Source organism: Pseudomonas congelans (genome assembly GCF_900103225.1).
In the GTDB taxonomy this organism is placed as follows: domain Bacteria; phylum Pseudomonadota; class Gammaproteobacteria; order Pseudomonadales; family Pseudomonadaceae; genus Aquipseudomonas; species Aquipseudomonas congelans.
Genome location: NZ_FNJH01000001.1, coordinates 1,472,551 through 1,486,533 on the forward strand (window position 1 = coordinate 1,472,551; position 13,983 = coordinate 1,486,533).

Genomic DNA, 13,983 nt, shown 5'->3' on the forward strand with positions numbered 1-13,983 from the left:
AAACAGGTAGGTTGAATACGGTGTGATTAGAGGAAAAAGTCCATACGGAAATAGATCGGCGCTTCGCGCTCGATCACATCGGGACGTTCCAGGGAATGAGCGAAGGTCACTGAGGCAGCAACGTGCTGGCCTCGGGTAAACAACTCGAACGAGTTACTGGACAAACGCCCATGCTGATCGCCGTTGTAACGATCGTTGCGGATAACACCCTGGTCGTAACCGGCAGCCGCGCCATACTCGGCGAACACCGGGCGCAGCCAGTCCAGCGTCACCGGACGGGTCAGGCGCAACTCGTTACGCCAGTAGCCGCCACTGTCGCCGGACAGAAACTCATCCTTGTAACCACGCACCGATGCCGATCCGCCCAGGCTGGTGCGTTGCGAACTGAACAACACATCCTCACTGCGCTGCCCGGTGGCCAGACTGGTGAAGCTCAGGTTTTCGCCCCACAGTTGAAAGGGGTGCAGGTAGCTGAGGGTGCCGGTGTATTTGCGATACCGCGCATCGGCCTCACCCGGGCGAGGATCGTGGTTGCCCTGCGCGTCCAGTGCACCGATGCCTTGCTGCATGCCCAGATCGATGTTGACGAACGCCGAGCCGACTCGCCGCCCGTGGTTGATACCGAACTGCGCCTCGGTGATACGATTGCTGCTGACCGCCAGCCTGCTGTCTTCGACGTAGTTGTTGGTGCGCAGGTAGGACAGACCGGCATTGAGCGAGGTCTTGCTCAGCGCGTCGCGATACACCACCCGCTCGGCCCTGAACTGGTGGTTCTGGCTGTCGCCGTCCTGCTTGAAGTTGATGTTCGAGGCCTGCGCCACCGAACGGTATTCGCTGGTGTTGTACAGATAGCTGAACGTCCACCAGCCCCACGGCAGGCTGTAGGCAAGCGAGGCATTGCGGGAGGCCTTCTGCCGGTCGCTGATCGCATCGTGGCCGCCGCGCAGGCTGAACTGGTCGGCCAGCCCCAACGGATTATCCCACTCGAGGCCGGCGTTCCATTGTTGCTCACCGGTGCTGCGCTGACCTTCGTTGGTACGTGACAGGTTGGCTCGCCATGGTTTCTGCGGGGTGTTCTTGACCACTACATCACTGCCGCCGACGACCTGGCCGGGGGTCAGTTCCATCTGTGCCTGATTGGATGGCAGACGATTGAGCTGATCGACCATCTGCTCGATTTCGCGCAGGTTGACCATCTGGCCTTCCCTGCCGGGAAACGTCATGGCCAGCTCACGTGCCGACAGACCGCTGGCAGCATCGCCACGCAGATGCTCCAGCTTGCCTTCGATGACCAGCACTTGCAGGTCGCCGGTGGACAGGTCCTGTTGCGGCAGGTAGGCGCGAGTCGTCACCAGGCCTTTTTCGAGGTAGTGATCGGTGATGACTTTGAGCAGCTCATTGAGCTGGGCGACACCAAGACACTGGCCAATATAGGGTTTGATCAGCGCATCGCGCTCGGCGGACGACAGCGAGTCGGCGCCTTTGAGTTCAATGCGATTGATGTTGAAACAGCGCGTATCGGCCGGGGAACTCGGGGCAGCAGGTGCGGCTTGTTTGCCCGGCAGGTCCTTGAGCTCCTCAAGACGGCGGCGCTGCTCTTCGAGCAGGCGATCCTGACGGTCACGAATAAGATCCTGGTCACCTGGCAAGCTGGCGGGAGCAGTGGCTGCAAGCGAAGTAGCTGGCGCGATGGCGAGCAGGAGCAGCAAAGCCAGTTTGTGAGCACGGAGATACACGGCGCGTCCTTGCGGTAGCATATTGATATCAAAAAGGTGGGCGATACTAGAACGCCATCATGGCGGCGTCAATTATTTGTATCGACCTTGTATCCGATTTGTTGAACTTTTTTTGGAGTTAAATGTGCAAGCGCTGACCTTTAGCCCGCACCAAAGGATCATGTGCTTAGTATTGATAGGGGGTCGCCGACCTTTGCGACATTGTATTAAGGTCGTCATTAAATATATGCAGAAACACCAGTCGGCCAGTACGTGAAAACGGACTCGCATCAAGGCTGCGGACACACTAATAAAATGACTGTGATTTAAAGGAAATAAGCGAAGGCCTGCGCTGGCACGTCAGGTTCTGGAGCTGCAACGACGGTCATTTCTGCAAGGCTCAAGAATCCGGCAGGCCCTTTGGCCAGGGGCTCGCAAGGGCCGCGACGGTGGCGCTTGCCCGCTCGTCTCTCGGTACTCGGAAGGGGTAAAAAAGAGGCGGCAGATTATCAGTCAGATCACGCGATATCGATTCAACCTGCCAGGCCCTTTGGTGCCTGGATACCACCCCATTCAGGGGTGATAACAACTAATTGCCGGTAGTACCCCGACAATTAACCGCTATTGGCTTATCGCGCCAATGCTCCGCGTGAGGAACGAGAAGCTTCAGGGAGAACGCTTCTCGTTACTCTACGCGGGAGGCTTGGCGAATTACTGCTGTCCGGACAACTTCATGATCATTCGCGACAACAAGTAGATCCGCGGAGCCACACTGCCCACTTCGGCATACTCTTCGGGCGTGTGGATGTTGCCGCCGACAATCCCGAAGCCGTCCAGCGTCGGTGTGCCCACACTGGCAGACAGGCTTGAATCAGCCGCCCCGCCACTGCCCTCGATGGTCAGGGTGCGGCCCAGTTCACCGTAGATGCCTTGCGCCATCGCGACCAGTGCATCGGACTGCGCGGTTTGCGGCATCGGTGGCAGGCCACGGACCAGACGGGTCTTGACCTCGGTATCAGGCACCAGCTTGTTGGCCGACACCCTGGCCAAGTCCTGCTCGACGCGGTCGAACTCCTCCGGTACAGCAGCACGCACATCGGCCTTGGCACTGGCCTGATCAGGAATCACGTTGGTGCGATCCCCCGCCTTGAGCACAGTGAAGTTGATGGTGGTTTTCTTCTCCTCGTCACCCAGCTTGCCGAGTTGCAGAATCTGATGGGCAACTTCGGTAGCGGCGTTACGTCCCAGTTCAGGCGCAACGCCTGCGTGCGAGGCCTTGCCCTTGACTTCGACCAGCGCGGTTGCCGAGCCTTTGCGCCATACCACCAGACCGTCGGCCGGACGCCCCGGCTCCAGGTTGAGCGTGACGTCATGCTCCTTCGCGGTTTTCTTGATCAGCTCGGTAGCAACGCCTGAGCCGGTCTCCTCGCTGGCGTCGAGCAATACCGTGATCTGCGCGTAGTCGGTGAACTTCAGGTTGTGCAAAACCTTCAGCGCATAGATAGCTGCGACGATGCCGCCCTTGTCATCCATAACGCCTGGGCCATAGGCACGCCCGTCCTTGATGTGAAACGGACGCTCGGCCGCAGAGCCTTCCTTGAATACGGTGTCCATGTGCGCCATCAGCAGAATCTTCGCCTTGCCGGTGCCTTTCAGGGTGGCGACGACGTGGTTGCTGGCTTCTGGCGTATTCGGAACGAGCTCGATGGTGGCGCCGAGCTTTTTCAGTTCTTCAATCGCGATGTCGCTGACCTTGGTCAGGCCCGGGACATACCCGGAACCCGAGTCGATATTCACCAGACGCTCCAGCAGCTTCAAGGCGTCGTCCTTGTATTGCTCGGCATCCGCCTGGATAGCCTTATGCGGTTCGGCCATGGCCACTGGAGCCAGGGCTGTCAACGCAAGCGCCAGGGCGAGACGAGCAGCCAGTGGCGAGCGGGTAAATGAGCGCATGTGTTTCATCCTTGTGTTCGATCATCGAGGTTTTTCAGGACCATACCTTACACACGTACCGGCCGTCATGGCTCAGCTCGCCTTGCGCCAGCGCTCGAAGCGGTCGAACAGCAGCGCGTAGAGGATCGGAATCAGGCCCAGGGTCACCAGCGTACCCAACGCAAGGCCACCCATGATGGTGATCGCCATGCCCTCCCAGAGCGGACCGGCAAACAGCATCAGCGGCACCAGCCCGATGATGCAGGTCAGCTTGGTCATCACGATCGGCCGCAAGCGCTTGATCGCGGCATTGACGACGGCGTCACGCACCGCCAGGCCTTGCTCGCGTTCAACCTCGATACGTTCGAGCAGCAGCACGGCATTGTTGACGATGATGCCGGCCAGCGACAGCAGCCCGAAGGTGGCCATGAAGCCGAACGGATAGCCCGTCAGCACCAATGCCAGCGCCACGCCGATCAGCACGAAGGGCACGCTGGAGACGACGATCAGCAGCTTGCGGAACGAATTGAACTGCCAGACGAACAGCAACAGCATCGCGACCAGTGCGTGCGGCATGTATTGCAGCAGCGCCTGATTGGCTTCGGCCGAGTCTTCTATTTCGCCACCCGGTTCGATGTGGTAACCCGCCGGCAGGCTGATTGCCGCTATCTGCGGCGCCAACTGCTCGACGATCGAGGTCGCCGTCATTGACGGATTGTGTCCAACCACCGTAATCGCACGTTGCAGATTACGCCGCTGCAGCGTCGATGCCTCGGCCCTGGGTTCGACAGTGGCAATGGCCGACAACATCAACGGCGCGCCCCCGGAGGCCGGGTAAATCAAAGTGCTGTCCAGATCACTGCCCGGCTTGCTCAGCGTACTCTGCTCGCGAGCCACAATCGCGACAGCAGTATCGCCATCCTGCAGCGACGACACGGATAACCCGCTGTTTCGCAGTTGCAGAGCCTGGGCAATGTCCTGAGTGGCAACACCGGCCTGCAGGGCCTTGTAAGGATCGACAACAACGTCGTAACGCAGCAATCGGGTGCGCCAGTCATCGTGGACATCCAGGGTTCCGGGCAACGCCGACAAAGCCTGCTCGATCTGCCGGGCAATACCGCGCAGCACGTTCTCGTCGGGACCGATGACCCGGTAGACCGCAATTCCCGCCTCAGTGGTGCCCATCGAGAATCGTTTGGGCTGCGCTTCGATTTCGGGGTGCTGCGTAAGAATAAACTGCCGTGCGCGCTCAATCACCGCATCGAGATTCGCGCCTTCGCGGACACTGACAGTGAAGTACGCGATATTCGGCGCGGGCAACGGCGGATTGAGGCCAAGCACGATTCTCGGCCCGCCACTGGCGACATAACCAATGCTGTGTTCCACATCCTGATCGCTGCTCAGCCACTGGCTGATATCGCGCACCGCCCGCGACGTGTCACGCGAGCTGCTGCCGGGCTCCAGCACCAGCGGGATCTGGAACTGCATGCGGTCCGACTTCGGCAGAAAATCGTACGGCACCCGGGTCAGCACCACGACCGCCAACGCCAGCAACCCCATCATGCAGGCAATGAAGATCAGCGAATGATTCAGCAACCCCTCGATGACCTTGCGGTAGCCACGGTAGAACACCGAGGCATACTCATCGGCATCATTCGCTGACGCTGTAACGGCCGGCACCCTGGCGAAGTAGAAGCACAACAGCGGCGTCACCGTGACGCTGAGCAGCCAGGAGCTGATCAGCGTGGTGGCGAGCACAACCGCCAGCGAACGCAGGTATTCGTTGGTGCTGGTCTGCCCCAGAAAGAAGGGCGAAAACGCCAGCACGATGACCAGTGAAGAGGTCAGCAGCGGGATCATCAAGGTGCGCCCTGCCTCCTCACAGGCGCGCCGCCGATCCTCCCCGGCATGCAGGCGGCGCTCGATGTCTTCGGCGATGACAATGCCGTTGTCCACCAGTAACCCCAGGGCGAGGATGATCGCGGCAATCGATACCGTCTGCAGCTCGATTCCCAGCGCGCGCATGACCAGCAGCGTACTGAGGATGGTCAAGGGCACAATCACACCGACCACCAGGCCGGTGCGCCAGCCCAGAAACAGCATGACCACGCACATCACGATCACCACCGTCTCGGCCATGACGTGATACATCTTGCTCATCTCGTGCTCGACCACGCTGGACTGGAAGGTCACGACATGCAAGGTAAAGCCGGTGGGAAGTTGCTGCTCCAGCTCGCCGAGCCGTTTGCGCAGGGCGGCACCGAAGGTTTGCACATTGAGGCCTGGCTGCATCGAAACGGCCAGTACCACAGCATCCTGTCCCTGGTAGATCGCTTCGGTTTGCGGAGGGTCGGCAGGGCTCACCGATACCCTGGCCAGGTCCTGCAGCGCGACCTTCCGACCACCGGGCAACTGCACCGGGAACTGACGAAGCTGCTCCAGCGAAAGCACCTCGCCACTGATCGAAAGCGTAGTGCTCTGCTGTCCGATGACCGGATTGCCCCCCGTCGCGATCAGGTTGCGGGCTTGCAGTTGCTGAAGCAGCTGTTGCGGGGAAAGCCCGGCTGCGGCCAGCATCTGGTGCTCGAAGTCAAGGTAGATGCGTTCATCCTGCAGGCCATACAACTGGACCTGATCGACCCCTTTGAGCGCATAGAGCTGATTGCGCAAGCGCTTGATCGGCCCGCGCATCTCGCCCATGGTGAACCCCGGTGCGGTCAGCGCGACCGAAGCCACGGCCACACGACCGAAATCATCATCGACAAAAGGCCCTTGGGTGCCGGGCGGAAAACCACCGCTCGTTTCGTTCACCTTCGCGCGGAGCCGTTGCCACAGCAGCCCAAGATCCTTGACGTTGTCATACGCCGTGACCTGCACGATCACTCGGCCAGGCTGGACCGTGGTGAGCACGTTCTTGATCTCGGCCAGTTCACGGATACGCTCTTCGAGCGGCCTGGCCAGCAGCTCCTCGGTGCGCTCTGCGGACAGCCCGTCCAGAGACACACTGACCAGTGCGTCGCGAACGGTCACCGACGGCTCTTCCTGAGAAGGAAAGCTCAGAAAGGTCGCGACACCGGCCAGCAAAATCAGCAAGGCGGCAAACAGGGTCAAACGGCTTGCGCCCATGGCGCGGGAGGTAAGGCTCATTGCGCGCCACCGGTCAGGCGAGTATCTGAATGGAACAATTTGACGGGCTGACCGTCCTGCAGAAAGGCGGCGCCGGCAGTGACGACCTGCTCACCGGCGACCAGCCCGCTGACGACCAGTGCCCGGCCCTCTCTGAGCGGACCCAGCGTGACGGAGCGGACGGCGACTGTTCCTCCCGGCTGGTAAACGAAGACGTCGGCAACGTGACTGCTGGTCCCCATCCATAGTGCTTGAACCGGAACCGATAGCGACTGTGCGTCGGCCTCTGGACGCATCTGGACAAGCAGCGTGACGCCACTGGGCAGCCTGCCGACAGGCCGCAGCACTCGAAACACAGCCGTTCTGACCAGCCCGTCATCGGCTCGGGGCGAAATGCCCTCCAGCACGAGATCAAACCCTGCCGTTCCGTCTGCGGTATTCGAGGCTCTGGCGAGGTCGCCAGGCTGAAGCGACTCGGCAAGTGCCAGCGGAATAGCTGCCACCACTTGTTGCTCTGCAGCGGATTCGACATCCAGCACCATCTGCCCGGCAGGCAACAGGCTCTGCGGTTGCGCATGGCGCGCCACCACGCGCCCGGCAAAGGGGGCGATCAACCGGGTGCGATCCAGTTCGCGACGGGCAAGGTCCAGCTCGGCTTGCGTGCGGATCATCTCGGCGCTGGCTTGTTCACTGGACGACTGGGCCGACTCGACCACGCTCTGGGCGACACTGCCCGCGGCGAGCAGGTTTTGCTGACGCTGGACGTTACGCTGGCGCTCCAGCGCCTGAGCCCGGGCCAGACGCAAAGCGGCCTGCGCCTCCTGCAGGCGCAATTGGGCAGGCTGCGGATCAAGACGGGCGAGCACCTGGCCCTGCTTGATGCTATCGCCAATGTCGACCCGCAGCTCTGTGAGGGTGCCTGCCGATTCAAACGCCAGACTGGCGCGCTCCTGCTCTCGAACAGTGCCGATGAAGCGCAACGCAGCGCCCTCTCCTGCCCGTACCGCCTCAACCTTGACCGCCCGGACAGGCGAAACACTGACTGTCTGTTTTTCGCCGCAGCCACCGATCATCAGAGTGATCAGCACGACGCTGCAAGCGCGTGACACACAACGCCGTAGAGCAGGAAAAGCATCAGGATTCAATCGCATGGCAGGCTTCAACCCTTCAGAAAGCGTAATTCAAGGCAATTAGGCCACTGCCTTCGGCATCGGTCTCGACCAGCGGGCTGCCACGGGTCTGGTCGGTGTAGTGCGTCACCCCGACGCTTGCGACGGTCGACCAGTGGGCGTCGAAGGTATGCTGCCAGGCGAGTGCCGCCGAGTACGCGTAAATGCCGCTGTCTGCGGTGAACCTGGAAAAGCCGGTGCGCTGACTCTGGATCGGGCTGACGCCGAAATAGGTCTGGTTGTAACGACCGTCACCTGCGTGCGCATCGACGTCGAGGGTCACCGTATCGGTCTGGCTGTGGTAGGCGATGCCCTCGAAACCCAACCGGTAGCGATTGCCACGTTGTTCGCCAGCCACCCGCAGTTCGGCCTCGGCACTGACGGACAGCCACGGCATGAGCTGCTGAGAAACCATGAAGTCGCCAACGGTCGCGCCCTTGACCATCCCCATCCCTCTCAGCTCATTGGACCCAGGCCGATTCGTGCTGTTTTTCTCGGTGCGGCCGAAATCGTAATTGAGTGCGGCGCTGGCACCGAACCCGGAATCCGACTGCCATTGCAGCCCCAGACCGCGCGTAGTGTCGGCGAAAAAGATGCCCCGCTGGACCGTCAGCATGGGCACCACCTGGCTGCGGTATTCATCGGCCCCCATGTAGCGCGGCAGCACGGCCATGCCGAGCCCGAAATTGACGTTGAACCTGTCACCCAGAACCGACTGGCTTGCAGCAGTGCTGTCCTGGGCAAAGGCCTGACCGACCAGGGTCATGGCCGCAGAGGTGATCAATACGGTCAGCACAGGTTTAAGCAGCGCAGACCGCAGGTGAGTACGAGAGATTGCAGGGCTCATGGGAATACTCCGGTTTCATTCAGGATTGGGGTGGGGTTGTCGGTTCTGATCCGCGCAGTACTCGAAACAGATCGATGCGGTTTTGCTGCAGCGCATCGAGAGACTTGCGAGCGGCTGCGTCGGCTTCGGCGATACGGACAGTGGAAACCAGCAGTGCAGTGCGCTCGGCGGCGCCCGCATCAAGCTCAAAGGACAGGCGCCGCACTTTTTCCTGGACCAGCGCAACCCGCTCGACCTCGTTGCGCACATGGTTCAGGGCCTGCTGACGGCGGGTCAGCACAGCGGACATTTCACGGAAGGCGTTCTGCACAGCCTTTTCATACTCGGCGACCGCGATCTGCTGGCGCACCTTGGCAAGATCCAGGTTGGCCTGATTACGCCCGCCGTCGAACAGCGGTAGATTCAATTGCGGGGTGAACAGCCAGGCACCGCTGCCGTTGCTGAACAAAGTGCGCAGGCTGTCGCTCTGCAAGCCAACGCCGGTACTGAGTTTTATCGACGGAAAGAACGCCGCACGGGCAGCACCGATGTTGGCATTACTGGCCTTGAGGGCTTCTTCGCGCTGCCGGATGTCAAAGCGTTCTAGCAGACGCTGAGACGGCAGATTCGACAGCCAGGCCGGCGTCTCGACCAGCGCGGCGGTCAGCACAGGCATGTCCTGCGTAGCAGCTTCTGGCGTAGTAGCGGGCAATGCTGTCGAATAGCCGGTGAGCAACAACAAGGCCTGCGACGCGTTGGCGTGATCGCTTACCGCATCCTGTACCTGCTGTTGCGCAGTCAGGGTGTCCAGGCGCTGAACCAGCAGATCGTCCTGCGAAATTGCACCTTGACGCTGCTGCTCTTCGGCCGCCTTGACCAGCATCAGCCGGGCCTCTTGAACTGCCTGCGCGTCCTGCTGCACGGCAGCGGCCAGACGCTCGGCCAGCCAGGCGCGGGCGACTTCGGCAATCAGCGCACTGCGTGCCGCCTGCTGGCCAAAGGTGCTGGCCAGATAATCGTGCCGCGCTGCTTCTGACAGGCTGCGCACGCGTCCGAAGAAATCCAGTTCAAAGTCAGAGACACCCACCGACGCTATGGAAATGTCCTGACCATAACGCTCGTCGGCCGCCGCATTATCGAAGTGCTGACGGTCGCGCTCGACACCTGCAGCAAGGGTCGGAAAGCGATCGGCACGGGTGATGCCGCGCATTGCCCTGGCCTCCTCCACACGCAGCACCGCCACACGAAAGTCGCGATTGAACGCCAGGGCCGATTGCAGCAACCGGCGCAGCTCGCCCTTTGGCGACAACTCGCCGGCCAGCGCTTCTTCGTCGGCGCTGAGCACCAGGGCGGTGGAGGTATTCGAGGCGGGGACCACAGCGGACGCCTGATCGACCGGAACCGGCAACACCGGACGCTGATAGGCCGGTATCAACGAGCAGCCCGAAACAATCAGGCTGGCCAGCATGGCCAGGCAACGCCAGCGGCGGTTGCGGATACGCTTGGACAGCGGTGTACTCATCGGCATAGGATCTGTCCGCGACAGTGGGCTCTGGACACCATCCTGAACGTCGACTTTCAACAAACCGTTCGTGAATTATCAAGATTTGATCAAGAGGCGCTCTCGTGTCAGGAAAACGCATTCTTATCGTTGAAGACGATGCCGACAGTGCCAGCATTCTTGAGGCTTACCTGCGTCGTGACGGTTTCAATGTCGGTCTGGCCGAAAACGGTCAGCGCGGTATCGATATGCACCGCCAATGGAAACCCGACCTGATTCTGCTGGACGTCATGCTGCCGCTTGTCAGCGGCACGGACGTGCTCTCGGCAGTCCGGCGCTGCAGCGACACGCCGGTGATCATGGTCACCGCCATGGGCGACGAACCGGAAAAACTCGGTGCCTTGCGCTATGGGGCCGATGACTATGTGGTCAAGCCCTACAACCCGCGGGAAGTAGTGGCCCGCGTGCATGCGGTTCTGCGGCGCTCGCAGCAGAACGGCACCAACGAGCGCCATCTGCGCTACCAGAACCTGCTGGTGGATCTGGATGCGGTCACCGCGATCATTGAAGGTCAGGATGACGCAGAGACCGTGCTCGACCTGACACCTACCGAGTTCAAGATCCTTTCAACGCTGCTGAAAACGCCGTCCAAGGCTTTCACTCGCGAAGAGCTCCTGGAAATCTGCCTTCCCGACAGCGAGGCGCTGGCCAGGGTTGTCGATGCGCATGTGCATAACCTGCGACGCAAACTGGAGATCCATGGCGTGGAAAACGTGCTGGTCACCGTGCGTTCGGTCGGCTATCGATTCAGGTGATCCCCATGCGACATATTTTCAGGCACAGACAAAAACCGTTGTGGCACTGGGTCGGCATGCGCATGAGCATGCTGGCCGTCGGTGCGGTCATCGTCATCGCGTTTTGCATGTGGCTGCACGTCACGGTATCTGACTGGCTCACCCTGCAGGCAATGCCGGCCGAGGTGCGCATGGAGTTCCTGCGACTGCAGGCCGAACCCAGCCTGGACATGGTCAAGCTGCGCGAACTGTTCTTCGCGTATTACCCGATCGAAAACCTGCTGCCGGGCATTGCCAACAAGGAATGGTGGGTGCTGGCAGCGCTGGTGTTGATCGCGATCCCGATCATCATATTCTTCGGCTTTCTGTTTTCCCGTCCGCTTTCCAGCCAGTTCTCCTCGATTGCCAGAGGCGCACGTCAGGTCGCCCAGGGTGACTTCAAGACGCGCCTGCCGATGAGCGCCAAAGACCCGGACGAATTACAGGCGCTGGTCAGCGACTTCAACACCATGACCACCCAGCTCGGCCGCTACGAACTGGAAGTCAGCGAATCCAGCGCAATGATCGCTCATGAGCTGCGCACGCCACTGAACGCCGCGATGGGACGCATACAGGGCATGATCGACGAAGTGTTCCCGCGTGATCTGGCACAACTGGAAATGGTCCACCGTCAGCTCGGCCAGTTGAACAAACTGGTAAGTGATCTGCATCTGCTCTCGCTCGCCAGCGCAGGTCAGTTGACCCTGGACAAGACGGAGTTTTCCCTTGAGAAGCTGGTGGTCGAACGTCTGGGCTGGTTTGCCACGCCGCTCGATGAGGCCGGTGTCGTCGTGACGATCGATATCCCGCGGAAACTGACCGTCAACGCCGACCGTGACCGGATCGGCCAGGTGGTGAATATTCTCGTCGATAACGCACTGCGTTATTCGGCAACGGGTGGTGAGCTGCTGATAGTCGGCAGGGCCAGCGCAGGGCGCATGGAACTGACCGTCTCGGACCGCGGGCCCGGCTTCGGCCCGGAGAACCTCGAACAGGTGTTCGACCGTTTCTGGCGTGCCGAACGTTCGCGGGCGCGCTATTCGGGAGGCAGCGGCCTGGGCCTGTCCATCGCCAGAGCCATTTGCCTCGAGCATGACGGCACTATCGAGGTACGCAACAGGCCAGGCGGAGGATCCGTCATCCGCCTGGAGATTCCGGGCTGAGCCTGCCTGCCCGGCCCGGCAGATCAGTGCCCCATCAACGAATCGATGCCGTCCGGCTTGTCATGCACACCAAACCGGTCCACCAGTGTGGCGGTGGCCCGGTTCATACCGATAACGTCCACGCTGATGCCCGCCTTTCTCAGTTTCAACACCACCTTGTCCAGTGCGGCAACAGCGGTGATGTCCCAGAAATGCGCCTCGCGCAGATCGATGACCAGTGTCTCGAGGCTTTCGCGCAGGTCGAATGAGCCCATGAAACGGTCAGCGGAGGCGAAGAATACCTGGCCGGTCACGTAGTAGGTGCGATGGCTGTGGAAGGGATCACGATGCGACGTGACGTCAAGGAAGTGAGCGATCTTGCTGGCAAAGAACATCGAGGCCAGCAGAGAACCGACCAGCACACCATAGGCAAGGTTGTGGGTAGCCACGACCACCACCACGGTGACCACCATCACGATGTTGGTAGAGAGCGGGTATTCCTTGAGGTTGCGGATCGATCCCCAACTGAAGGTGCTGATCGACACCATGATCATCACCGCCACCAGCGCCGCCATGGGGATACGCGCCAGCCATTCGCCCAGAAACAGCATCATTATCAACAGCAGCAAACCCGCGCTGAGGGTTGAGAGGCGTGTTCTGCCGCCAGACTTCACGTTGATCATCGACTGGCCGATCATGGCGCAACCGGCCATGCCACCGATCAGCCCCGTGGCGATATTGGCAATGCCCTGCCCTTTGCACTCACGGTTTCTGTCACTGGAGGTATCGGTCAGGTCATCGACGATGGTGGCGGTCATCATCGACTCCAGTAGGCCCACCACGGCCAGTGCGGCGGAATACGGCAGAATGATCAACAGCGTGTCGAGGTTGAGCGCGACGTCCGGCCACATGAAGGTCGGCAGGCTGTCGGGCATTGCGCCCATGTCACCCACGGTTCGTACATCAAGCCCCATGTAAATGGAAATTGCGGTGAGCACCAGAATGCACACCAGCGGCGACGGCAGCAGCTTGCCCAGCACCGGCACGCGCGGGAACAGGTAGATGATTGCCAGGCCCGCGGCGGTCATGGCGTACACCGGCCAGGTCACATGGGTCAATTCCGGCAACTGGGCCATGAAGATCAGAATTGCCAGTGCGTTCACGAATCCGGTGACCACCGAGCGTGAAACGAAGCGCATCAACTCACCCAGGCGCAGATAGCCGGCGATGATCTGCAACACGCCGCAGAGCAAGGTGGCAGCCAGCAGATACTGAAGTCCGTGCTCTTTGACCAGATTCACCATCAGCAGGGCCATCGCACCCGTAGCCGCAGAAATCATCGCCGGGCGTCCGCCCACGAAAGCGATGACCACGCAGATACAGAACGACGCGTAAAGCCCGACTTTCGGGTCTACACCGGTGATGATGGAGAACGCGATGGCCTCTGGAATAAGGGCCAATGCAACAACCAGCCCGGCCAGTACATCGGCACGGACGTTGGAAAACCACGTAGCTTTGATTTTTTCGAGCATGGGAATACCTGTGACAGACGCAGCAAGACGCACGGCAGCGATTGCCGGACGAGCAGGAGCATCGGTTTTCGATTAATGAGTCAGAGTGGGAGTGGCGGCGACCAAAAAACGGGCGCAGCAACGGGCGACTGCAGCAAGATGGCAGTCAGGTGTTGCGAGGGGGGCGTAGCGCTAAGGCGGCGTAGGCAGCCAGTTGGAACGGGACAC

Annotated in this window: 9 protein-coding genes; 2 read left to right on the top strand and 7 right to left on the bottom strand. The window is 60.8% G+C overall.

What is annotated here, in order from left to right:
* Nucleotides 1–26 precede the first annotated feature (26 nt).
* The 6 genes from BLR20_RS05985 to BLR20_RS06010 all read right to left on the bottom strand — a co-directional run bounded on the left by BLR20_RS05985 (nucleotide 27) and on the right by BLR20_RS06010 (nucleotide 10,296).
* Complete coding sequence (locus BLR20_RS05985) at nucleotides 27–1,736, bottom strand: ShlB/FhaC/HecB family hemolysin secretion/activation protein (protein WP_054993835.1); 1,710 nt, start codon at nucleotides 1,734–1,736, stop codon at nucleotides 27–29.
* A gap of 690 nt (nucleotides 1,737–2,426) precedes the next feature.
* Nucleotides 2,427–3,668 carry a M20/M25/M40 family metallo-hydrolase gene (locus BLR20_RS05990; RefSeq protein ID WP_054993834.1) on the bottom strand — a complete coding sequence of 414 codons (1,242 nt, stop codon included), beginning with the start codon at nucleotides 3,666–3,668 and terminating at the stop codon, nucleotides 2,427–2,429.
* A gap of 72 nt (nucleotides 3,669–3,740) precedes the next feature.
* Entirely contained in the window at nucleotides 3,741–6,794 is a 3,054-nt protein-coding gene (locus BLR20_RS05995; RefSeq protein ID WP_054993833.1) for an efflux RND transporter permease subunit, read from the bottom strand.
* Entirely contained in the window at nucleotides 6,791–7,924 is a 1,134-nt protein-coding gene (locus BLR20_RS06000) for an efflux RND transporter periplasmic adaptor subunit (RefSeq protein ID WP_054993832.1), read from the bottom strand. Before BLR20_RS06000 ends, BLR20_RS05995 begins: the two co-directional genes overlap by 4 nt.
* Before the next feature lie 16 nt (nucleotides 7,925–7,940).
* Nucleotides 7,941–8,789: a MipA/OmpV family protein gene (locus BLR20_RS06005; RefSeq protein ID WP_054993831.1), complete on the bottom strand. Its 849-nt coding sequence runs from the start codon at nucleotides 8,787–8,789 to the stop codon at nucleotides 7,941–7,943.
* Nucleotides 8,790–8,808: 19 nt separating this feature from the next.
* Nucleotides 8,809–10,296 (bottom strand): efflux transporter outer membrane subunit, encoded by a 1,488-nt coding sequence (locus tag BLR20_RS06010; protein WP_054993830.1) that lies wholly within the window; start codon nucleotides 10,294–10,296, stop codon nucleotides 8,809–8,811.
* Nucleotides 10,297–10,394: 98 nt separating this feature from the next.
* On the opposite strand from BLR20_RS06010, the gene BLR20_RS06015 reads away from it, so the two are divergent.
* Together BLR20_RS06015 and BLR20_RS06020 are read left to right on the top strand one after the other, a co-directional pair.
* Nucleotides 10,395–11,084, top strand: coding sequence for a response regulator (locus BLR20_RS06015; protein ID WP_054993829.1), 690 nt, complete (start codon nucleotides 10,395–10,397; stop codon nucleotides 11,082–11,084).
* A gap of 5 nt (nucleotides 11,085–11,089) precedes the next feature.
* On the top strand, nucleotides 11,090–12,265 hold the full coding sequence (locus BLR20_RS06020) for a sensor histidine kinase (protein ID WP_054993828.1): 1,176 nt from the start codon (nucleotides 11,090–11,092) through the stop codon (nucleotides 12,263–12,265).
* A gap of 23 nt (nucleotides 12,266–12,288) precedes the next feature.
* Here BLR20_RS06020 and BLR20_RS06025 read toward each other — a convergent pair whose 3' ends face one another.
* Nucleotides 12,289–13,776, bottom strand: coding sequence for a SulP family inorganic anion transporter (locus BLR20_RS06025; protein WP_032612617.1), 1,488 nt, complete (start codon nucleotides 13,774–13,776; stop codon nucleotides 12,289–12,291).
* Between the last annotated feature and the right edge of the window lie 207 nt (nucleotides 13,777–13,983).

Bases quoted from the DNA above. Each gene is read 5' to 3' on its own strand.
- BLR20_RS05995 (WP_054993833.1), bottom strand. From the start codon at position 6,794: ATGAGCCTTACCTCCCGCGCCATGGGCGCAAGCCGTTTGACCCTGTTT.
- BLR20_RS05990 (WP_054993834.1), bottom strand. From the start codon at position 3,668: ATGCGCTCATTTACCCGCTCGCCACTGGCTGCTCGTCTCGCCCTGGCG.
- BLR20_RS06000 (WP_054993832.1), bottom strand. From the start codon at position 7,924: ATGCGATTGAATCCTGATGCTTTTCCTGCTCTACGGCGTTGTGTGTCA.
- BLR20_RS06025 (WP_032612617.1), bottom strand. From the start codon at position 13,776: ATGCTCGAAAAAATCAAAGCTACGTGGTTTTCCAACGTCCGTGCCGAT.
- BLR20_RS06010 (WP_054993830.1), bottom strand. From the start codon at position 10,296: ATGCCGATGAGTACACCGCTGTCCAAGCGTATCCGCAACCGCCGCTGG.
- BLR20_RS06020 (WP_054993828.1), top strand. From the start codon at position 11,090: ATGCGACATATTTTCAGGCACAGACAAAAACCGTTGTGGCACTGGGTC.
- BLR20_RS06005 (WP_054993831.1), bottom strand. From the start codon at position 8,789: ATGAGCCCTGCAATCTCTCGTACTCACCTGCGGTCTGCGCTGCTTAAA.